The organism is Pseudodesulfovibrio indicus, assembly GCF_001563225.1.
Taxonomy (GTDB): Bacteria; Desulfobacterota; Desulfovibrionia; order Desulfovibrionales; family Desulfovibrionaceae; genus Pseudodesulfovibrio; species Pseudodesulfovibrio indicus.
Window position 1 is genome coordinate 1,192,295 of the sequence record NZ_CP014206.1, and the last position, 21,108, is coordinate 1,213,402.

At 64.4% G+C, this 21,108-nt stretch carries 17 protein-coding genes; 5 read left to right on the forward strand and 12 right to left on the reverse strand.

The window, feature by feature from the left end; all coding sequences use genetic code 11:
* Nucleotides 1–140: 140 nt before the first annotated feature.
* On the forward strand, nt 141–974 hold the full coding sequence (locus AWY79_RS05550; protein WP_078063628.1) for a class I SAM-dependent methyltransferase: 834 nt from the start codon (nt 141–143) through the stop codon (nt 972–974).
* A gap of 1,067 nt (nt 975–2,041) precedes the next feature.
* Here AWY79_RS05550 and cobT read toward each other — a convergent pair.
* Nucleotides 2,042–3,106 carry a nicotinate-nucleotide--dimethylbenzimidazole phosphoribosyltransferase gene (gene cobT, locus AWY79_RS05555; protein WP_066801380.1) on the reverse strand — a complete coding sequence of 355 codons (1,065 nt, stop codon included), beginning with the start codon at nt 3,104–3,106 and terminating at the stop codon, nt 2,042–2,044.
* A 140-nt stretch (nt 3,107–3,246) separates the two neighbouring features.
* Between cobT and AWY79_RS05560 the strand changes: the two genes are divergently transcribed.
* A complete protein-coding gene (locus AWY79_RS05560) occupies nt 3,247–4,080 on the forward strand; it encodes a WcbI family polysaccharide biosynthesis putative acetyltransferase (RefSeq protein ID WP_066807026.1) in 834 nt (277 codons plus the stop codon).
* Nucleotides 4,081–6,069: 1,989 nt separating this feature from the next.
* Here the strand turns inward: AWY79_RS05560 and AWY79_RS19310 are convergent.
* The 3 genes from AWY79_RS19310 to AWY79_RS05575 are packed head-to-tail and all read right to left on the reverse strand — an operon-like array spanning nt 6,070 to nt 7,655.
* Nucleotides 6,070–6,405 carry a hypothetical protein gene (locus tag AWY79_RS19310; protein WP_233491012.1) on the reverse strand — a complete coding sequence of 112 codons (336 nt, stop codon included), beginning with the start codon at nt 6,403–6,405 and terminating at the stop codon, nt 6,070–6,072.
* Between the two features lie 37 nt (nt 6,406–6,442).
* A complete protein-coding gene (gene hemC, locus AWY79_RS05570; protein WP_066801385.1) occupies nt 6,443–7,375 on the reverse strand; it encodes a hydroxymethylbilane synthase in 933 nt (310 codons plus the stop codon).
* Between the two features lie 31 nt (nt 7,376–7,406).
* On the reverse strand, nt 7,407–7,655 hold the full coding sequence (locus tag AWY79_RS05575; RefSeq protein ID WP_066801387.1) for an FmdB family zinc ribbon protein: 249 nt from the start codon (nt 7,653–7,655) through the stop codon (nt 7,407–7,409).
* A gap of 222 nt (nt 7,656–7,877) precedes the next feature.
* Here AWY79_RS05575 and AWY79_RS05580 point away from each other — a divergent pair, with 222 nt between their 5' ends.
* Together AWY79_RS05580 and AWY79_RS05585 are read left to right on the forward strand one after the other, a co-directional pair.
* Complete coding sequence (locus tag AWY79_RS05580) at nt 7,878–8,837, forward strand: tetratricopeptide repeat protein (protein WP_078063629.1); 960 nt, start codon at nt 7,878–7,880, stop codon at nt 8,835–8,837.
* A gap of 257 nt (nt 8,838–9,094) precedes the next feature.
* Nucleotides 9,095–10,066: a tetratricopeptide repeat protein gene (locus AWY79_RS05585; RefSeq protein WP_066801389.1), complete on the forward strand. Its 972-nt coding sequence runs from the start codon at nt 9,095–9,097 to the stop codon at nt 10,064–10,066.
* Nucleotides 10,067–10,147: 81 nt separating this feature from the next.
* On the opposite strand, the gene lon is transcribed toward AWY79_RS05585, so the two are convergent.
* From lon to lptE, 5 genes are all read right to left on the reverse strand, one after another.
* Complete coding sequence (gene lon / locus AWY79_RS05590) at nt 10,148–12,670, reverse strand: endopeptidase La (protein WP_066801391.1); 2,523 nt, start codon at nt 12,668–12,670, stop codon at nt 10,148–10,150.
* A gap of 179 nt (nt 12,671–12,849) precedes the next feature.
* On the reverse strand, nt 12,850–13,122 hold the full coding sequence (locus tag AWY79_RS05595; RefSeq protein ID WP_066801394.1) for an acylphosphatase: 273 nt from the start codon (nt 13,120–13,122) through the stop codon (nt 12,850–12,852).
* Complete coding sequence (gene radC / locus AWY79_RS05600; protein WP_066801397.1) at nt 13,122–13,811, reverse strand: RadC family protein; 690 nt, start codon at nt 13,809–13,811, stop codon at nt 13,122–13,124. The genes AWY79_RS05595 and radC overlap by 1 nt, the downstream gene beginning before the upstream one ends.
* 3 nt (nt 13,812–13,814) lie before the next feature.
* Entirely contained in the window at nt 13,815–14,804 is a 990-nt protein-coding gene (locus tag AWY79_RS05605) for a DNA polymerase III subunit delta (protein WP_066801400.1), read from the reverse strand.
* 12 nt (nt 14,805–14,816) lie between these two features.
* Nucleotides 14,817–15,314 carry an LPS assembly lipoprotein LptE gene (lptE, locus tag AWY79_RS05610; protein ID WP_066801403.1) on the reverse strand — a complete coding sequence of 166 codons (498 nt, stop codon included), beginning with the start codon at nt 15,312–15,314 and terminating at the stop codon, nt 14,817–14,819.
* A gap of 152 nt (nt 15,315–15,466) precedes the next feature.
* Between lptE and AWY79_RS05615 the strand changes: the two genes are divergently transcribed.
* Nucleotides 15,467–15,925, forward strand: a complete 459-nt coding sequence (locus tag AWY79_RS05615; protein ID WP_078063631.1) for a cysteine hydrolase family protein — start codon at nt 15,467–15,469, stop codon at nt 15,923–15,925.
* 1,623 nt (nt 15,926–17,548) lie between these two features.
* Here AWY79_RS05615 and leuS read toward each other — a convergent pair.
* The 3 genes from leuS to ribH all read right to left on the reverse strand — a co-directional run bounded on the left by leuS (nt 17,549) and on the right by ribH (nt 21,099).
* Nucleotides 17,549–20,050 (reverse strand): leucine--tRNA ligase, encoded by a 2,502-nt coding sequence (gene leuS, locus AWY79_RS05620; RefSeq protein WP_066801405.1) that lies wholly within the window; start codon nt 20,048–20,050, stop codon nt 17,549–17,551.
* 135 nt (nt 20,051–20,185) lie between these two features.
* Nucleotides 20,186–20,629, reverse strand: coding sequence for a transcription antitermination factor NusB (gene nusB, locus AWY79_RS05625; RefSeq protein WP_066801407.1), 444 nt, complete (start codon nt 20,627–20,629; stop codon nt 20,186–20,188).
* Nucleotides 20,630–20,631: 2 nt separating this feature from the next.
* Nucleotides 20,632–21,099, reverse strand: coding sequence for a 6,7-dimethyl-8-ribityllumazine synthase (gene ribH / locus AWY79_RS05630; RefSeq protein WP_066801409.1), 468 nt, complete (start codon nt 21,097–21,099; stop codon nt 20,632–20,634).
* Nucleotides 21,100–21,108 lie beyond the last annotated feature (9 nt).

Here is a 21,108-nt window from a genome sequence, read left to right on the forward strand (position 1 = left end):
CTTTAGAAAACTTGATGTTCCTCCGTTGACCCGGCGCACGCCCTGCGCTATCCGGTCTCCATGCGCTCCTGACCTTGCCATACGGCTCTCGGCCCGCTGCCGGAAACGGCGGCCCCTTGTCCCTTTCAACGGAGCGAATCATGAACAATAGAATAGTCGATATGCCGGGCGTGGCCCCGGAACCCGCCGCCCTGTGGGACGGCGTGCACAAGATCCCCTGGAACGATCCCGCGTTCAGCGCGCGCATCCTCAATGAACACCTCAGCCAGGAGCACGACCTGGCCAGCCGGTCCCTGCCCTTTGTCCGGGCCCAGGCGGACTGGATCGCCCGCCGCTTCCCCTGCCCGGCCCCCGCCGTGCTCGACCTCGGCTGCGGGCCCGGTCTCTACGCCCGGCAGCTGGCGGCCCGCTGCCGCCGCTACGTCGGGCTGGACTTCGGCCCCGCATCCATCGACTACGCCCGGCGCGAGGTCGGCCTGCCCGGCTGCGAGTTCAGGCTGGCGGACGTGACCGAGGCCGATTTCGGCCAAGGATTCGACCTGGCCATGATGGTCTATGGCGAATTCAACGTCTTTTCGCCGCACCAGGCGCGGGGGCTGCTCGCCAAGTGTTTCCATGCGTTGAACCCCGGCGGGGTGCTGTTGCTGGAGTTGCAACGCCCCGAGGCGGTCCGGGCCGTCGGGCAGGGGGGTGCCACCCAGACCCGCGCTGAAGAGGGCGGGCTGTTTGCGGACGAGGGGTATGTCTGTCTGACCGAGAACTTCTGGTATGAGGAGGAGGGGGTCGCGTTGCAGCGGTTCCATGTCCGGCTGGAAAGGGGGGGGACGGTGGTGTACCGGTCCACCACCAAGGCGTGGGAGGAGGCGGAGGTCAAGCGGCTTTTGGCCGAGGCCGGATTTGAAGCCCCCGAGTGGTGCGGGGATTGGCCCCAGCCGGGGGATTCGATGTGGTTGGTTGCGGTTGTGAAAGGTTGAGATGGAAGGCCCCCGGGGATGGGGGCCTTCTTTTTTTGTGAAGAGTACGAGTAAGAGGAAGAGGAGAGCCGTCGCTGGCGCTCCTCCCTGTTTTTTTGGAGCCCTCCCGGCGGGGTTCTTTCTTTTTCCAAAGCAAAAAAGAAAGAACCAAAGAAAAGTGCTTTGGGGGGGCATCCCCGCCCACAGTTTGGTCGCTGAGAATCCGATCCGCTCGGGGCGGCTCCATCTGATGAAAAGTAAAGTGCGAGTCTCCACGGAAACGCCCCTTTTATGGAATACCGAGGGACCTCGTGAGCGGAGCCGCCGCCCCTTCGCGGTCGGCTTCTAGGCGTCCAGAACAGGGCTCGCTCCCTGCCGCTTGACGGTACGAAGGGCGAAGGAAGAGGGTCCTTCGGACGAGACTTCGGGGTAGGAGAGCCACTGTTTGAGGCTGCGCCTCAAAGGTGTTCCATGGGAGGGCCTTCGTAAGACATGCGGAGTATGAAAGCCGCTGTTGGGGCTGCGCCCCAAGGCGCTCCAGGGTGCGATGGGCGGAGGTTTGGAGATGACGGCTGTTTGAGGCTGCGCCTCAAAGGCGCGAGAGGGAATGGTTTGGAGTTGAATCGACCAGGGTGCGTTCCACCTCTTTTGCCGTCCCTCTCAAGCGCGGACGTCTTTACCGCGCTCCTCCCTCTTCCGCCATCCCTCCCACGCTCGGGCAATCCCGGCCCGGAGAGCGGTCATTCGGAAACCGGGGCCTAGAGCCTGTTTCAAGCGCCGAAGCGCAGCCCGACTGAGTCTGCCTCGGCAGACATGCCGTCAGGGCAGCGGGAGGCGCTTACAGGCTCTTGGCCACTGTTTTCGCGCAGCCGCACCGCAAGCGCACTTTTTGCTTACTTTTTGGGGCGCCAGCCAAAAAGTAAGGCGCTGTAAAAGCGCAAAACGGTCTATCTCAACAGGAAAAACCCCAGACGCGGACGCGCGGACGTCTTTACCGCGCTCCCCCCTCCCCAATACCGATCGCAACCGCCCTCATCCGCAAGGCTCAAGCCTCCTCCCTGGCTGGAGGCCCGGAGGCTGCTTTTCCTCTAGCTGCTTTCCGAGACGCCTGCGGAGGCGAAAGTGGCCATGTTGTTATAGATATTGGCGGCGGCTCGGACGAGGAAGAGGGCGCAGGCGGAGCCGGTGCCTTCGCCGAGGCGGAAGCCGAGGTGCAGGTACGGGTTGAGGCCCATGGCCTTGACCGCCTGGGCGTGGCCGGGTTCGGCGGAGCCGTGGGAGATGACGCAGTAGTCCTTGACCGCCGGGGCGATCTTCCAGGCGCTGAGGTAGGCGGCGGTGGAGATGAAACCGTCCACGCAGACGAGCTGGCGGTTCTTGGCCCCGCCGAGGATCAACCCCGCCAGGGCGGCTATTTCCAGGCCGCCGAGGGCTGCGAGGATGGACACGGGGTCGCCGGAGTCGATGGCCGGCTTGTTCGCTTCCAGGCCGCGCCGGATAACGGCGGTCTTGGCCGGGAGGCTGGCCGCGGGCAGTCCCGCGCCGGGGCCGGTCAGGGCCGCCGGGTCCAGGCCGAGGAACGCGGAGTAGAGCGCCGTGGACGGGGTGGTGTTGGAGATGCCCATGTCGCCCGTGGCCAGCACGCGCACGCCGTCCGCATGGGCTCGGTCGGCCAGGGACACGCCGAGAAGCAGCGCCTCGATGCACTGCTCGCGGGTCATGGCCGGGCCGTTGGCCAGGTTGGCCGTGCCGGGCGCGACCTTGGCCCGGATAAGGGCGGGATGCTCGTCAAAGGGACCGCCGCAGCAACCCGCGTCCACCACGAACAGTTGAGCGCTCACGGTCTGTGCCAGGACGTTGATGCCCGCCCCGCCGTTCAGGAAGTTCAGGACCATCTGGCGCGTGACCTCCTGGGGGTAGGGGCTGACGCCCTCCTCGTTCACCCCGTGGTCGCCCGCGATTGTGTAGATGCGCATGGGATCGGGCTGGGGCGCGCCGCCCTGCACCAGGAACAGTTGCAGGGCCAGCTCCTCCAGCCTGCCGAGGCTGCCGATGGGCTTGGTCAGATTGTCGAGATGGGCCTGGCCCTCGGCCTCGGGGGTGCGGTCAACAGGCGATATGGAGGCGAGAACCTCTTCGAGTCGTGTTTCCATGTCGGATTCCTTGGTGATTGTTTGGTCCGGGTGAAATACCCCTTCGGGACACGCCTGTAAACCGGCAAGAATGGTTGCCGGGTTGGACTTTCCGTGCTATCCATCTGGAAAATCAACCAATTCGCAGGACCGGAATGATCATGGAAAGGGAACTTTGCATCGTCCACGCCAATTGCCAGGGCGAGCCGCTCATCGACCGGCTGAACCTGTGCCCGGATTTCGCCGCGCGCTTTGAATGCCGGTTGTTCACCAACTACGTGCGCGAGCCGATCCCGGACGCGGATCTGGCCCGCTGTTCCCTGTTCCTGTACCAGTACCTCGGCCCGCAATGGAACGAACTGGCGTCCGAATCGCTGCTCGGCAAGTTGCCGCAAACCGCCCGTTCCCTGTGCATCCCGAACATGTTCTTCAAGGGGTATTGGCCCACTTGGTCGGGCAAGGCCGGGTTCGACTACCGGTGCGAACTGCTCGACGGGTACATAGACCGGGGATTGTCCGAGGACGAGGCGATTCTGCTCTACCTGCGCACCGACCTCGCGGCAAAGTACGACCTGGACGCCCTGCTTCGCGAGACCCTGCGGTTGGAGCGCGAACGCGAAGCCCGCACCCCGATCAAGTACATGGATTTCATGGAGGAGCGGCTCGGCACCGAGCGGTTGTTCAACACCGTCAACCATCCCGGCCCGCGCCTCATAAACCACGCGGCCAGTGCCATCTTGCGCGAGCTCGGCCTGCCCGAACCCGATGCCGCCGCTCTCGCCGTCCTGGGCGACCCGTTCCCGGAGTTCGAACAGCCCATCCACCCATCGGTGGCCGCCCACTTCGGCTGGGCCTTTGCCGGGCCGCAGACCGAATACCAAATCTACGGCCGCAAACTGACCTTCGCCCGCTACGCCGCCAACTACGTCCTTGCCCGCAAAGCGGGCGTCACCGACTTCATCGGTTTTCTCCAAGGCGCGGACATCAAGATTTAAGGGGGCTTCCGGGACTCCGGGCCTCCAGCCGTAGGGGGGAGCTTGAGCCTTGCGGATGAGGAGGGAGAAGCGCGGCAATGTCGTCCGCGCGTCCGCGTCTGGGGTTTTGCCTGTTGAGATAGACCGTTTTGCGCTTTTACAGCGCCTTACTTTTTGGCTTGCGCCCCAAAAAGTAAGCAAAAAGTGCGCTTGCGGTGCGGCGGCGCGGAAACAGTGGCCAAGAGCCTGTAAGCGCCTTTCGCTGCCCTGACGGCATGTCTGCCGAGGCAGACTCAGTCGGGCTGCGCTTCGGCGCTTGAAACAGGCTCTAGGCCCCGGTTTCCGAATGACCGCTCTTCGGACGAGGACCGTCCGAGCGTGGGAGGAATGGCGGAAGAGGAGGGTTGCGGGGAGGTTGGGGATTTGGCGGGAGTGTGTACGGATTTCTTTTTATGGATGAGGGGAAGAGGAAAAAGCGCGGTGGGTTTGGGCCGCGCGTCCGCGACTGGGGTTTTGCCTGTTGCGGGAGACCGTTTTGCGCTTTTACAGCGCCTTACTTTTTGGCTTGCGCCCCAAAAAGTAAGCAAAAAGTGCGCTTGCGGTGCGGCTGCGCGGAAACAGTGGCCAAGAGCCTGTAAGCGCCTTTCGCTGCCCTGACGGCATGTCTGCCGGGGCAGACTCAGTCGGGCTGCGCTTCGGCGCTTGAAACAGGCTCTAGGCCCCGGTTTCCGAATGACCGCTCTCCGGGCCGGGATTGTCCGAGCGTGGGTGGGATGGAGGAAGAGGTGGTTTGCGGGGAGGGTGAGGATTTGGCGGGAGAGTGTACGGATTTCTTTTTATGGATGAGAGGAGGAGCGCGGTGGGTTTGGGCCGCGCGTCCGCGACTGGGGTTTTGCCTGTTGCGGGAGACCGTTTTGCGCTTTTACAGCGCCTTACTTTTTGGCTTGCGCCCCAAAAAGTAAGCAAAAAGTGCGCTGCGGTGCGGCGGCGCGGAAACAGTGGCCAAGAGCCTGTAAGCGCCTTTCGCTGCCCTGACGGCATTGTCTGCCGAGGCAGACTCAGTCGGGCTCCGCTTCGGCGCTTGAAACAGGCTCTAGGCCCCGGTTTCCGAATGACCGCTCTCCGGGCCGGGATTGTCCGAGCGTGGGCAGGTGTGGGGAAGAGGAGGGTTGCGGGGAGGTTGGGGATTTGGCGGAAGAAGGAGGAGCGCGGTAAAGACGTCCGCGCATGAGAGGGACGGCAAAAGAGGTGGAACGCACCCTGGCCGATTCAACTCCAAACCATTCCCTCTCGCGCCTTTGAGGCGCAGCCTCAAACAGCCGTCACCCCATCGCCTTGTCCATCGCACCCCGGAGCGCCTTGTGGCAAAGCCCCAACAGCGGCTCTCCATCAACCACGCCCCGTCCAACGGACCTCCCCTGGAGCGCCTTGGGGCGCAGCCCCAACAGCGGCTTTCATACCCCGCCGCTCCGACCGAAGGCCCTCCCATGGAACGTCTTTGAGGCGCAGCCTCAAACAGTGGCTCTCCTACCCCGAAGTCCCGTTCAAAGGCCCTCTTCCTTCGCACGGCGTTCCGTCAGGACGCAGAGAGCGAGCCCTGTTCTGGACGCCTAGAAGCCGACCGCGAAGGGGCGGCGGCTCCGCTCACGAGGTCCCTCGGTATTCCATAAATGGGGCGTTCCCGTGGAGGCTCGCACTTTACTTTTCATCAGATGGAGCCGTCCCGAGCGGATCGGATTCTCAGCGGCCAAACTGTGGGCGAGGATGACCCCCCAAAGCATTTTTCTTTGGTTCTTTCTTTTTTGCTTTGGAAAAAGAAAGAACCCCGCCGGGAGGGCTCCAAAAAAACAGGGAGGAGCGCCAGCGACGGCTCTCCTCCCCTCTTCTTCCTCTTCTCTTCCTCTTCTCTCTCTCTCTCTCTCTCTCTTTTTTCTTTCTTCACAGCCCCCAAAAAAAGAGTAGGCCGGTCAGCTTCACGCTGACCGGCCTACTCTTCTTGCGGGGGCCGCACTACGCGTCACCCAAGTCCGTGGACACAGCCTGAACCACATCGCCCCTGGCGTTGTACGTCCCGGTAGCTTCCACCTTGACCAGTTCACGGGCCATTTCAGGATTTTCCAGCACCTCGCGCTGGAGGCGGACCTTTCGGATCGACTTGATCTGATCGGCTAAATTCGAGCCTTGTGCTTCAAAACCAGCAACTTCCATGATTCGTACCTCCTTGCATGGAGTGGCAAACACGTTTCTTGCTGACTTTATCGGCAAATATTTGGAAACCTTTAGGCCGGGTACCCCGGCGCGCGGGTAACGGTCACCCATCAGTCTGATTTTGCTGATTTTTTTCATATAAAGTTTTCTCTAGAAATGCGCAAAGACGATGGTGCTACCGGGCTTCGCGGGCATAGACCTCGTCGAGGATCGCCTTGCCGCCCGCTTCCAGAACCTTGCCAGCCAGAACCATGCCCACGTCCCAGGCGTTGTCCACGTGGCCTTCGGCCATCATGCGGATGGGACGGGAGCCGTCCACATCGGCCACAAACCCGGTCAGCCGGACCATGTCGCCCTCGATCACGGACCAGGCCGCGATGGGTACCTGGCAGCCGCCGTCCAGGCCGGTCAGGAAGCCGCGTTCGGCCAGGACCTGGTGCTTGGTGGCGGGGTGGTCCAGAAACGCGATCATCTCGCGCAGCTCGGTGTCGTCGATGCGGTATTCGATGCCGAGCGCGCCCTGGGCCACGGCGGGCAGGAAGTCGGGCGGGCAGAGGATCTCCTGTTTGGGCGCGGACAGGCCGAGGCGCTTGAGCCCGGCGGTGGCCAGGATGATGGCGTCGAACTCGCCGTCGAGCAATTTCTGCACGCGGGTGCCGACGTTGCCGCGCAGGGATTCGATCTTCAGGTCCGGCCGCAGGGCCATGATCTGGGACTGGCGGCGCAGGCTGGAGGTGCCGACCACCGCACCCCGGGGCAGGTCCTTGAGACCGTCGTACTTGACCGAGCACAGGGTGTCGGTGTGCGCTTCGCGCTCCGGGATGATGCCCACTTCCAGCCCCTCGGGCAGCTCGGTGGGCACGTCCTTCATGGAGTGGACCGCCAGCTGGGCGCGGCCGTCCAGCAGCGCCTCCTCGATCTCCTTGACGAAGAGCCCCTTGCCGCCGACCTTGGCCAGCGGAACGTCCAGGATCTTGTCGCCCTTGGTCTTGATCTTGAGCAGGTCCACGGAAAGGCCGGGGTGCTCGGCTTCGAGCCGGTCCTTGATGTGGTTGGCCTGCCACAGGGCCAGGGCCGAGCCTCGGGTGGCGATGGTGAGCTTTTTCATATCGGTTCGTACCTTGGTCTTTCGGGGAATATTAGTGGCAGCTGGAGCAGTTGCCGCCGGAGCAGCCCGCACAGCCGGAAGAAGGCGCGCTGGGCGCGGCCGGGCCGGAATCGCCCCCGGCGTCGGGGGAGAACCCGCCGACCTTGGAGCGCACGGCGCTCATCAGCTTGCCGGTCTTGGCGGACTGGCATTTGGGGCAGGGAGGACATTCGTCGCGGTCAAAGACCAGTTCCTCGAATTCGTGGCCGCAGTCGTCGCATTTGTATTCGAATATGGGCATCGTATCGCTCCAGAACGGTTGATCCGTGCCGGGTCGCCCCGGCAGAGGGTTTGCATAGCTGAAAAGGGCTGGGCTGGCAATGGCGCGGCCCGGCATCAAGGTAATGCCTGGGCCGCGCATGTCCACCCCTTGCCGCCGGAAAACAATCCTTTACACTCCGCCGAACGGATGGGAAAGTATGCAGGCCGGGCTCCTGCCCGGAAAACCCAAGGACGGATCTCAATGGGCGACGACTTCTTTGCGCTGCATCTCGACACCCCGGACGCCGGGGCGCGGACCCCCCGGCCGTCGGGCTGGGCCTACATGGCGGACGGCGTGGTCCGCTGCGCCTTTTCCTCCAACCGGTCGGTGAAGATGGGCATGGGCGTCAACACGCGCACCCACGACAGCCGGGCCTTCTGGTTCCTGGAGCAGACCGGCATGGAGTCGTTCTCCGCCCGGCTGCTGGGCGACCGCCACCTGCCCAAGGGCGACGCCCGCCCGGTCTCCGTGGCCGAGCTGACCGTGGAGTTCACCCCGGAGCTGGCCTATTACGAGGAGATGGTCATCCCGGCCATGCAGGCCAAGGGCGGCCGCGACACTGCGGCGGTCCTGGACCTGAACGCGATAACCGGCCTGTTCGGGCTGGGGCTGGTCTACGTCAGCCGCAACGAGACCGATCGCGCCGGGAAGCTGTTTGCGGAGATGGCCGGGGTCCGGACCGATTTCGAGGGGCGCAACCAGTTCCTGTTCAACGACTTCGGCATCGCCCTGCGCAAAAGCGGCCAGTTCGAGGCGTCCATCGCCTTCTTCACCCGCGCCCTGGACTTCGCCCGGGACGACGAGAACCTCTTCTACAACCTGGCCCGCGCCCACTACGAGAATGACGACTGGACCCGGTGCATGGACTACCTGGTCCGGTCCAACGCCTGCAACCCGGACCTCAAGGTCGCCGGGGACCTGCTTCGGCTGATGATCGGGCTGGACGAGGACGACCGGCTGCTTCGGCGGTTCGGCAAGCCGCCCGTGCCGCCTGCCGTGGCCATGCGTGCCAGGGAGCTCTTGGCCGCGGGGTCCGGCCGGGTGGAGCTGGACGAAAGCCCCATCGGGACGTCCGTGGAAGCGGGCCGCGCCCGCTCCGGCGGCGTGCGCCGCGACCGCATTGGGCGCGTGGACCTCAAGCCCCACGGCCGCAGGGACTAGTCTCCTAAAATCCGCCTTATCCGCTTTCCCCCGCTAAAGGGTTCCGCGCTCCGGTCCGATAAGAATCGGGACAACGGGGTGGAATGGTCGCCCGGAAACGGGTTTCATCCATTGCATTGCGCCAGGCGAGAGCGGGATTCGCCGGCACGGCGCAGGGACAATCGGTCCGGTCCGTTCGCACACGTTCCGGTCCGCGTCGGGGAAAGGCGCGGTCGGGACGGACGGACCGGGACGCGAGGTTCCTGCCGAGGTGACCCATGAGCATCGATCCGCACGTTTCCCTGGACGGCCGCCTGAACAGCCGCCCCGAACGCGGGTGCAGCGGCCCCCTGTGCTGCATCTTCTCCACCGCCAAATCCAGGAACCCCGGCCGGGGGACCACCCTGCGCGGCCACGGTCGCGTGCACTTCTGGCTCGTCCGCCAGCTGGGCGAGGACCGCTACGCCGTGCGCGGCGTGGACGGCGACTACCTGCCCTTCGGCGACGAGAGCCACATCTCCGCCGAGGAGTTGCTGCGCCATTACACCCCGGAGGTGGCGGTCTTCGAGGAGCGGCTGCTGCCGTCGGCCAAGCGGCGCAATTACCGGCTGGTGGCCGCCCACCGGGAGTCGGGCGTCAAGCGCCAGCTCCTGGCCATGGACGAAACGAACATGCGCGGCCTGTTCGAGCTGGGCATGGAGTACATCCTGGCCGGGCGGTCGGCCAAGGGGCGGAATCTGATCAGCGAGCTGCTCCGGGTGCGCGCCCCGTTTCCGGGCAAGAACCAGTTCCTGTTCAACGAGTTCGGCATCAACCTGCGCAAGATCGGCTACCCCGAGGGGGCGGTGATCTGCTACCGCAGGGCGCTCAAGTACACGGACCTGGACGACCATCTGCACTACAACCTGGCCCGCGCCTTCTACGACCAGGGGCAGTGGTGGGATTGCATGAACCACCTGGCCCGCTGCTTCGAGTTGAACCCGGCGCTGCCGCTGGCGCGCGATCTGGTGGTGCTGGTCGCGGCGTTGGCCGGGAATCCGGCCCTGCGCCGGAAGTACGGGAAACCGCCGGTCCCCGACGGGGTGGCCGGACGGGCCGACGCCCTGTGCGAGTCGGTGTTTACCGTGGATGAAGGGCGGCGGAAGCGGGTTGAGGAGAGGAATCTCTTGGCGGAGGAGCGGGAGGCCGGGCAGCCAAAGCCCGGCGATACCGGGCTTTGGCTGCCGGGGAGGGATGCGGTGGGGTTGTGATTGGTGGTCTTTTTAAGGGGGGAGACGAAAAAAAAGGCCGCAGCGGAGTTCCGTTGCGGCCTTTGGGTGTTTGTTTCGGGACTATTTGAGTCGGGCCAGGGGCCAGATTTCGTCCACTTTTTCGACTGTTTTGATGGTGATGCGCTTGCGCAGTTCGTCCGGGATTTCGGCCAGGTCCTTTTTGTTCTGGGCCGGGATGAGGACTTTTTTCATGCCCCGGGACACGGCGGCGAGGATTTTTTCCTTGATGCCGCCCACGGGCAGGACGCGGCCGCGCAGGGATATTTCGCCGGTCATGGCCAGGTCCGGGGAGACCGGGGTATCGGTCAGGGCGGAGATGAGCGCGGTGACCAGGGTGACGCCTGCGGACGGGCCGTCCTTGGGGGTCGCGCCCGCCGGGACGTGGACGTGGATGTCCAGGTTGTCCGCGAAGTTCGGGTCGATGCCGTAGACGTCGGCCCGGGCGCGGGCGATGGACAGGGCGGCCTGGGCCGATTCCTTCATCACGTCGCCGAGCTTGCCGGTCAGGGTCAGCTTGCCCTTGCCGGGCATGGTGGTCACCTCGATGTGCAGTATCTCGCCGCCCACCGGGGTCCAGGCCAGGCCCACGGCCACGCCCGGAGGCAGGATGGGTTCCTTTTCATCGTCCAGGAAGCGCGGCGGTCCGAGGAGCTTGTACAGGTTGTTGGCCGTGATCTTGAACGGCCCCTTTTCGCCCTCGGCCTTTTTGCGGGCCATCTTGCGGCACAGGGTGCCGATCTCGCGCTCCACGTTGCGCAGCCCGGCCTCGCGGGTGTACTCGCGGACCACCTTGGAGACCAGCTTGTCGGTGATGACCAGCTCCTCCGGCTCCAGGCCGTTTTCCTTGGTCTGGCGCGGGATGATGTACCGCCGGGTGATGACGGTCTTTTCCTGCTCGGTGTAGCCGGGAATGCGGATGACCTCCATGCGGTCCATGAGCGGGCCGGGGATGGAGTCGAGCATGTTGGCCGTGCAGATGAACATGACCTTGGACAGGTCAAAGGGCACGTTCAGGTAATGATCGGTGAACGAGTAGTTCTGTTCCGGGTCCAGGACCTCGAGCAGGGCCGAGGACGGGTCGCCCCGGAAGTCGGAGCCGAGCTTGTCGATCTCGTCGAGCATGATCACCGGGTTGCGGGTGCCGCACTGCTTGATGGCCTGGATGATGCGGCCCGGCATGGCTCCGATGTAGGTCCTGCGGTGGCCGCGAATCTCGGCCTCGTCGCGCATGCCGCCCAGCGACATGCGGTGGAACTTGCGGCCCAGCGACCGGGCGATGGACCGGCCCAGCGAGGTCTTGCCCACGCCCGGAGGCCCCACGAAGCACAGGATCGGGCCTTTCATGCGCGGGTTCAGCTTGCGCACGCTCAGGTATTCGAGGATGCGCTCCTTGACCTTTTCCAGGTCGTAGTGATCGTCGTTTAAAATTTCCTCGGCCTTCTTGATGTCCAGCCTGTCGCGGGAGAGCTTCTTCCACGGCAGGTCGATCATCCAGTCGAGATAGGTGCGGATGACCGTGGCCTCCGAGGACTCGGCGTGCATGGATTCGAGCCGCTTGAGCTGCTTGAAGGCCTCTTTCATGACCTCCTTGGGCATGCCGGAGGCGGCCAAGCCCTTGCGCAGCCCTTCCATCTCCTCGGACTCGTCGCCGTCGTCGCCCAGCTCGCGCTTGATGGCCTTCATCTGCTCGCGCAGGTAGAAGTCGCGCTGGGCCTTGTCCATGCCTTCCTTGGCCATGGCCTGGATCTTGTTCTGCATGGAGGCCACCTCGACCTCCTTGAGCAGCTGCTCGTTGACCAGCTCCAGGCGGCGCAGCGGCTCCACGCACTCCAGGATGTTCTGGGCGGCCTCGACCTTCATACGCAGGTTGGAGGCGATGAGGTCGGCCAGCCTGCCCGGCTCGGACACGTTGTTCAGCACGGACATGATGTCGGCGCTGGATATGCCGCGCAGGGAGAGGATTCGCTCGGACTGCTCGCGGGAGGAGCGGACCAGGGCCTCCTGTTCCGGGGTCAGCGGATCGGCCTCGGGCTCCATGATCGGGGTCAGCTCGGCGATGTGGTACGGGTCGTTGGAGGTGAACCGCCGGACCTTGGCGCGCGCCAGGCCCTGGACCAGGACCTTGAGGCGGCCGTCGGGCATCTTCAGCATGCGCATGATCATGCCCACGGTGCCGGTGCGGTACAGGTCGTCCGGGGTCGGGTCCTCCACCGCCTCGTCCTTCTGGGTCAGGATGAGGATGTAGCGGTCGCCGGCCAGGGCCGCGTCCACGGCCTGGACGGATTTCTCGCGGCCCACGAAGAGCGGCAGGATCATGTAGTTGAAGACCACGATGTCGCGCACGGCGAGCACCGGCAGGGTCTCGGGAATGTCCGCCGGGTTGCGGACGGGCATGTCGTCGCCCTCGCCGAACAGCGAAGCGCCCGCCGGGCCGGTCAGGGCCTCGATGATGTCGGGCAGGTCCTCGCCCTGGTGTGCCTCGCCGGGGGTCTCGCGGTCGCGGGGTGTATCGTTCTCGCCATCCGAGGGCTTGCGCCGGATGCTGGTGGGACGGATGGGGGATTTCTTCTTTTTCTGACTCAAATGAATATCCTCTGATTTGTGTGCAAACAGATGGTGTTACCCAAGATATGTCGTTAATCCGCGTTGGCAAGTATATTATTAATGTAAAATCGAGAATCTTCGCGAGGCGCGAACGGGAGCGCGAAAGGATCGTGAAATGAATGCGCCGGGCGCAGGAGGACGACGGGGGCGGGGGAGCGTCAGCGGCGGACGTCGAAGGACGGGAAGGGACCGTCCACGGGTTCGCGGCGGGACTCCACCGCGTTGACCCTGGCCAGGGGCGGGCCGTCCCAGAGGCGCTGCTCGAACCGGTCGAGCTGCTCTTCGGTGCCGCGCGCCAGGGCTTCCACGGACCCGTCGGGCAGGTTGCGCACCCAGCCGGAGACGCCGATCTCGCGGGCCGTCTCGCGGGTCCAGGAGCGGAACCAGACCCCCTGGACCTTTCCCCGGACGATGGCCGTCAGTTCGAACATCAGAGCCTCCCGAATTCGCGGAAGCTGTAGAAGTCGTGGTCCGTGACGATCAGGTGGTCGCGGACCTCGATGTCCAGCGCGCCGCAGGCGTCCGCGACCTTGTCCGTGAGCCGGATGTCCGCCTCGGACGGGTCGCTGCCGCCGCCGGGATGGTTGTGGACCAGGATGACGTAGGTGGCGTCGAGGCGCAGGGCCGCGGCCGCGATTTCGCGCGGGAAGATGGCGGTGGCGTTGGTCGTGCCCCGGCTCATCTGCTCCCAGGCGATGATCCGGTTCTTGGTGTCCAGGAATACGGCCCAGAATTCCTCGATGTCCTTGTGCCCCAGCCGGGCCATGGCCGCGCGGGCCACGTCCTGGGGGCCGGTGACGGCCTGGCCGCGCCGCGCCGGGGCCTCGCCCAGCCGGGCGTGGAGCTCCTGCAGGAGCGCCCACTGCGCCTTGGTCGCCTCGCCCAGCCCCTTGATCCCGTCCAGCTGGGCGGGCTGCGCCAGGACCGCTTCCTTGAGGGAGCCGAACCGCTCGATCAACGCCTTGGCCAGCGGCTTGGTGTCGCGCCGGGGCAGGGTCAGGGCCAGGAGCAGCTCCAGAATTTCATAGTCCGCCAGCCCACGCGCGTTCTCCATGAGCCGCGCCTTGAGCCGCTGGCGGTGTCCGGCGTAGTGGGGCGTTTCCTTGGGCTTGTCGGGCATGGGCTACCGCCGGGGCTGCGGTTTGGCCTGGAACAGGTCGATCAGCCCGGCCATGAGCATGTCCAGGGCCTCCTCGTACTTGCGCTCGCCGGTCTTGAGGGAGAGCTCGGCCTCCATGGCCAGGTCGATCATCCGGGCCACGCCCGGCGCGCCCAGCCGTTTGGCCAGCGGGGCCTTCTTCTGGAGCATGTACGGGTTGCCCGCCGGATTCTCGCCGTGGGCCAGCATCCAGTACATGCGCGCCTGGCTGGCCAGGAAGCCGATCAGGTTGAAGAGCATCTGGTCCTTGGCGGACTTGGAGTGGTCGTCGATGACCCGTTTCCAGACCGAGGCCTCGGCGCCCGGCTTGCCCAGGGCGTCCATGAGGTCGAAGAACGGCATTTCGCCGGTCCGGGCCACCAGGGAGACGTGCTCCTTTCTGACCACGCGCTCGTCGCCCGCGGCCAGCTCGATCTTGTCCAGCTCCAGCCGCGCGGCCACGGCGTCGGTAGGCAGGGCCATGGTCAGGGCCTGGCCCGCGCCCGGCTCGAAGGTCAGTCCGGCCTTGGCCGCCCAGCCCTTGACGAAGTCGGTCAGCGACCGTTGGTCCAGGCCGGGCGATTCCCATATCCACCCTTCCTTCTTGGCCTTCTTGAACAGGGAGCGGCGGGACAGGGCCGGAGGGATCGGGGCCTTCTTGCCCTTCCATTCGCCCTCCAGGCAGAAGATCGGGTAGATGTCGCCGCCCAACCCCTTGACCGAGGCGTCGAGCTTGTCCCAGTGGTCCGCCTTCAGGGAGTGGGCGCGGCGCACCACCAGCGCCTTGGGCTGGGGGAACAGCGACTTGATGGTCAGGTCGGTCCAGAACCCCTGAGGCAGGGGCTCGTCATCGTCGCCCCAGAACGGCTTGGTCTCCCAGCCGGACTGGCCGGACGCCTTCAGCCGCTCGGCCACCTGGGTTTTGATGAGCTGCGGGTCCGGGCAGACCAGAAAGAGGTATTTGGGCCGGTTCACGATGGCTCCCGCCTAGTAGTCCTGGGACATGCGGTCGGCCAGGCGCTGGATGCCCTGCCGCGTGACTTCCATGTCCGCCTGGGCGCCGTTGCCCGCGGTGTAGGGCCAGGTCTGGCTGATCAGCCCGGAGTTCCAGAGCACGGACTCGTCCGTGGCGGATCGGATCACGGCGCGAAAATCGAAGATCGCTTCGGTCAGCAGGGTCTGCTCGTCCTTGCCCTCGACCGCCGTGGGCCGGTAGTAGCGCTCGATGTCGATGGTGATCAGGGCGTCGGCATCGTCCCTGACGTCCGCCCAGGTGATGGTCCCGCGCTTGTTCAGCTCGTCGCGCAGGAGCTTGCGCAGGCGCGGCTCCAGCCAGGCCAGGGTGGTCGGGTTCTTGATCTCGTTCACGGCCAGGACGCGGTACTGCGGCGGCAGCACCGAGCCGCTTCCTTCGCCGAAGGAGTAGCCGGAGCAGCCCGCCAGGGCGAGCAGCAGGAACAGGGCGATATGTCGAAGCGCGGCCATTATTTTCTCCAGGGATTCAGTGATTCGCGAATGGTAAAGGGAATTGCGCCAAAGGTCCAGAGGTGACGGGGTTCGGCGGGGAAGCGGCCTCTTGACATGGTCGGGCCTGCCGGGAAAGATGCGCTTTCACTTCCTCAATCCAAGGAGTTCCCATGTCCGCTTCTGTCCTGGTTGTCGTCGATGTCCAGAACGTCATGTTCGAAACCCCCGGCGAGTTCCCGTTCGAGGGCGAGCGCGTCCTCGAGACCATTGCCGCCTTGATTGCGTCGGCCCGAGAGGCGGGCGTGCCCGTCCACTATGTTCAGCACACCACCCGCGAAGAGGGCAGCTGTTGCGAGGCCGGGACCCGCAACTGGGAGATCCATTCGTCAATCGCCCCGAAGCCCGGGGATACCGTTTCCCGGAAGTATTCCTATGACGCCTTCTGGGATACCGGGTTGGAGGAGACGTTGCGGGGGTTGGGGGCCGGGAGGCTTGTTTTTTGCGGGTTGCAGACGGAATTTTGCGTGGATACGACCGTGCGGAGCGCGTTGGCGCACGGGTTTGAGTCGGTTTTGGTCGGGGATGCGCATACCACGTTTGATACTGAGGTTTTGAGGGGGAGCAGATAGTGGCGCATCACAATATGACTTTGGGGGGGAGGTTTTGTGAGATTGTGATGGCTGGTGATGTTGAATTTTAAAAAGGATTTTTGTTTTTTGAAGAAGGGTGCGGTCCGGTGAGGGGCGCACCCTTCTTTTTTGATTGTGTGATGAGGAGAGGAGAGGAGAGCCGTCGCTGGCGCTCCTCCGTGTTTTTTTGGAGCCCTCCCGGCGGGGTTCTTTCTTTTTCGGGCGAAAAGAAAGAACCAAAGAAACGCCGGGGGGGGGACATCCCCGCCCGGAGTTTGGCCGCTGAGAATCCGATCCGCTCGGGGCGGCTCCATCCGATCAAAAGTAAAGTGCGAGTCTCCACGGAAACACCCCTTTTATGGAATACCGAGGAGCCACGGGAGCGGAGCCGCCGCCCCTTCGCGGTCGGCTTCTAGGCGTCCAGAACAGGGCTCGCTGCGTGCTGCTTGGCGGTACGAAGGGCGAAGGAAGAGGGGCCTTCGAACGGGACTTCGGGGTAGGAGAGCCACTGTTTGAGGCTGCGCCTCAAAGGTGTTCCATGGGAGGGCCTTCGGTCGGAGCGGCGGGGTATGAAAGCCGCTGTTGGGGCTGCGCCCCAAGGCGCTCCAGGGTGCGATGGACGGAGGTTTAGGGTTGACGGCTGTTTGAGGCTGCGCCTCAAAGGCGCGAGAGGGATGGTCTGGAGTTGAATCGGCCAGGGCGTGTTTCACCTCTTTTGTCGTCTCTTTCATGCGCGGATATCATTACCGCGCTCCTCCCTCTTCCTCTCATCCATAAAAAGGAATCCGTGCACTCTCCCCCGCCAAGCTCCCAACCTCCCCGCACCCCGCCTCTTCCACACGCCCTCCCACGCTCGGACAATCCCGGCCCGGAGAGCGGTCATTCGGAAACCGGGGCCTAGAGCCTGTTTCAAGCGCCGAAGCGGAGCCCGACTGAGTCTGCCTCGGCAGACATGCCGTCAGGGCAGCGGGAGGCGCTTACAGGCTCTTGGCCACTGTTTTCGCGCCACCGCACCGCAAGCGCACTTTTTGCTTACTTTTTGGGGCGCAAGCCAAAAAGTAAGGCGCTGTAAAAGCGCAAAACGGCTTCTCGCAACAGGGATACATCAGACGCGAACGCGCGGCCCAAACCAACCGCGCTCCTCCCTCTCCCTCTCATCCATAAAAAGAAAACCGTACACTCTCCCGCCAAATCCCCTACCTCCCAGCGCCCCGCCTCTTCCGCCATCCCTCCCACGCTCGGACAATCCCGGCCCGGAGAGCGGTCATTCGGAAACCGGGGCCTAGAGCCTGTTTCAAGCGCCGAAGCGGAGCCCGACTGAGTCTGCCTCGGCAGACATGCCGTCAGGGCAGCGGGAGGCGCTTACAGGCTCTTGGCCACTGTTTTCGCGCCACCGCACCGCAAGCGCACTTTTTGCTTACTTTTTGGGGCGCCAGCCAAAAAGTAAGGCGCTGTAAAAGCGCAAAACGGCTTCTCGCAACAGGGGTACATCAGACGCGGACGCGCGGACGTCTTTACCGCGCTCCTCCCTCTTCCTTCCGCTCTCTTCCCTCTTCCCATTCCCCAAATGAAAAAGGCCGGGAGGTTCACCCTCCCGGCCTTTTGAATTCGATGCGTACCCGCCTAACCAACCACTATGTTGACCAGCTTGTTGGGAATGACGATGACCTTGCGGACGGTCTTGCCCTCGGTGAACTTCTGGACGTTCTCCAGTTCCAGGGCGAGCTTTTCGACCTCGGCCTGGGGGGCGTTGTTCGGGGCCTCGAACTTGCCGCGCACCTTGCCGTTGACCTGGACGACCATGGTCACCTCGTCCAGCACCAGTGCCTTCTCGTCGTAAGTGGGCCAGGACTGGGTGGTCAGGTGGGCCGTGTGGCCGAGCGCCGCCCACAACTCCTCGCAGATGTGCGGAGCCACCGGGGAGAGCAGGGTCACGGCCGTGGCGATGGCCGAGGACAGGGCCGCAGGCTCGGTCTCCTTGAGCTCGTCCTTGACCTGGTACAGTTCGTTGACCAGCTCCATGATGGCCGCGATGACCGTGTTGAACTGGAATTCGTTCTCGATGTCGCGGGTGGCGCGGCGGATGGTGTCGTGCTCCTTGAAGCGCAGGGACTTGGCCGCTTCGCTGCCGGGGGTCTGGTGCGCCGCAGGGGTCAGGGGCGTGAGCACGTCCTCCAGCTCCTCAACCAGCCGCCACAGCCGGGACAGGAAACGGTACGCGCCGTCGATGCCCTGGTCGGACCACTCCAGCTCCTTGACCGGCGGGGAGGCGAAGAGGATGAACAGTCTGGTAGCGTCCGCGCCGTACCGGTTGATCATGGCGTTGGGGTCGACCACGTTGCCCTTGGACTTGGACATCTTGCCGCCGTCCTTGAGGACCATGCCCTGGGTCAGCAGGTTGGCGAACGGCTCGGCGTTCTTGACGTAGCCGCAGTCGCGCAGGGCCTTGGTAAAGAACCGGGAGTAGAGCAGGTGCAGGATGGCGTGCTCGATGCCGCCGATGTACTGGTCCACGTTCATCCAGTAGTCCAGGTGCTCGGCGCCCAGCGGCTCGGCCTCGTTGCGCGGGTCGCAGTAGCGCATGTAGTACCAGGAGGACTCGAAGAAGGTGTCGAAGGTGTCGGTCTCGCGCCGTGCGGGCTTGCCGCACTTGGGGCAGTCGCAGTTGACGAACGACTCCATGGTCGGCAGCGGGGACTTGCCGTCCTTGCGCACCTGGGCGTCCTCGGGCAGCAGCACGGGCAGCTGGTCCTCGGGGACCGGGACCACGCCGCACTCCTTGCAGTAGATGACCGGGATGGGCGCGCCCCAGAACCGCTGGCGGGACACGTTCCAGTCGCGCAGCCGGTAGTTGACCGCCATCTTGCCCTTGCCGGACTTGTCCAGGTGCTCGACGATCGCCTTCTTGGCGTCCTCGTTGGGCATTCCGTCGAATTCGCCGGAGTGGATCAGGAAGCCGGGGGCGGTGTACGCCTCGGTCAGGGAGCCGGCGTCGAGCTTCTCGCCCTTGTCGTGCAGCTCGGGCGGGTTGATGACCGCCTGCTTGGGCAGGTCGTACTTGGTGGCGAACTCGAAGTCGCGCTGGTCGTGGGCCGGAACGGCCATGACCGCGCCGGTGCCGTAACCCATGAGCACGAAGTTGGCCACGAAAATGGGGATGTCCTTGCCGGTCACCGGGTTGACGCAGTACTTGCCGGTGAAGATGCCTTCCTTCTCCAGGTCGTCGGCCCCGCGCTTGATGCGGTCCATGTTCCGGATGTTGGTCACGAAGGCTTCGATCTCGGCCTTGTTCGGGGCGTCGGCAATGAGCCGCTCCACGATGGGATGCTCGGCGGCCACGGACATGAAGGTCGCGCCGTACAAGGTGTCGGGCCTCGTGGTGAAGACGTCGATGGTCTCGTCCATATCCTTGACCTGGAACGTCAGTTCCGCGCCGTAGGATTTGCCGATCCAGTTGCGCTGCATGGTCAGCACGCGCTCGGGCCAGCCGCCCTCAAGGGTTTCGAGGTCGTTCAGCAGCTCGTCCGCGTAGTCGGTGATGCGCAGGAACCACTGCTCCATGTCCTTCTGCTCCACCTCGGAGTCGCAGCGCCAGCACAGCCCTTCCTCCACCTGCTCGTTGGCGAGCACGGTGTTGCAGGTGGGGCACCAGTTCTGCGGGGAGTCCTTGCGGTAGGCCAGTCCCTTTTCCAGGAACTTGAGAAAGAATTTCTGCTCCCACTTGTAGTATTCCGGGCGGCAGGTGGCCAGCTCGCGCCGCCAGTCGTAGGAGTAGCCCAGCCGCTTGAGCTGGGCGCGCATCTCGGCGATGTTCTGGTAGGTCCAGTCCGCCGGATGGGTCTCGTTCTTGATGGCCGCGTTTTCGGCGGGCAGGCCGAAGGCGTCCCAGCCCATGGGGTGCAGCACGTTGAAGCCCTGCATGGTCTTGAACCGCGCCACCACGTCGCCGATGGAGTAGTTGCGCACGTGGCCCATGTGGATCTTCCCGGACGGATAGGGGAACATCTCCAGGACGTAGTACTTGGGCTTGGACGGGTCGGTTTCAACCTGGAAGCAGCCGGATTCCTTCCAGATATCCTGCCACTTCAGCTCGATTTCCTCGGGAGAATATTTGCCTAATGCCATGTCGATGTTTCCTATTGGGTCGTTTCGGCCCCGCTGGGCGGCCTGGAGCGGCCTGTCCGCGGGCGTCTGTCCGGGCCGATCGCCGGGCGCGCCGAACCCCGCCGGGAGCCGTATCCGGCTCGCGGCCCGTCAGTTCTATTTTATGGTCTTGGCCACGCCGTCCAGGATGCCGTTCACGAAGGACCGGGACTTGTCGTCGCCAAAGGTCTTGGACAGCTCGATGGCCTCGTTGATGGCCGCCTTGACCGGGATGTCGGTGAACAGCATCTCGTACAGCGAGAGGCGCAGGATGGACAGCTCCACGATGGCGATGCGTTCGATCTTCCAGTGCTGGGAGTGTTCCTCGATGGCCTTGTCGATGTCGTGCAGGTTGACGTTCACGCCCATGACCAGGTCGCGTGCGAAGGTTCGCGCGGTCTCGGACTCCTGTTCCATCACCATGGGGTTGATGTCGAACATGGTGTCAAGGTCCATGGGATTTTCCTTGTCCAGGAAATGGGTCGAGTAGAGCACCTGAAAGGCCAGGGTGCGTCCCACCCGGCGTATGCCGGGCCTGTTGCCCTTCTTTTTCGGCTGCATTCCTAGAGCTGCTCCAGGACCCGCACGGTCTCAAGCAGGGCGGACGCGGCTTCCACGCCCTTGTTGCCCGCCTTGGAACCGGCCCGTTCGATGGCCTGGTCCAGGGAGTCGCAGGTGAGCAGGCCGAAGCCCATGGGCACGCCGGACTCCATGGAGGCCTGGGCAATGCCCTTGGCGCACTCGTTGCACACGTAGTCGAAGTGCGGGGTGGCGCCGCGAATGACCGCGCCGAGCACGACAATGCCGTGGTAGGAGCCGGACCGGGCCAGCTTCTGGGCGGCGATGGGCAGCTCGAAGGCGCCGGGTAGGCGGACCAGGGTCAGGTCGTCCTTGGAAGCGCCGTGGCGCACCAGGTAGTCCACGGCCCCGGAGATGAGGCGATCGACGATGAAGTCGTTGAACCGGGCGGCCACGATGGCGAATTTCAGTCCCTTGGCGTCCAGTTGCCCTTCGATGGTCTTCACGGACATGTTGTTCTC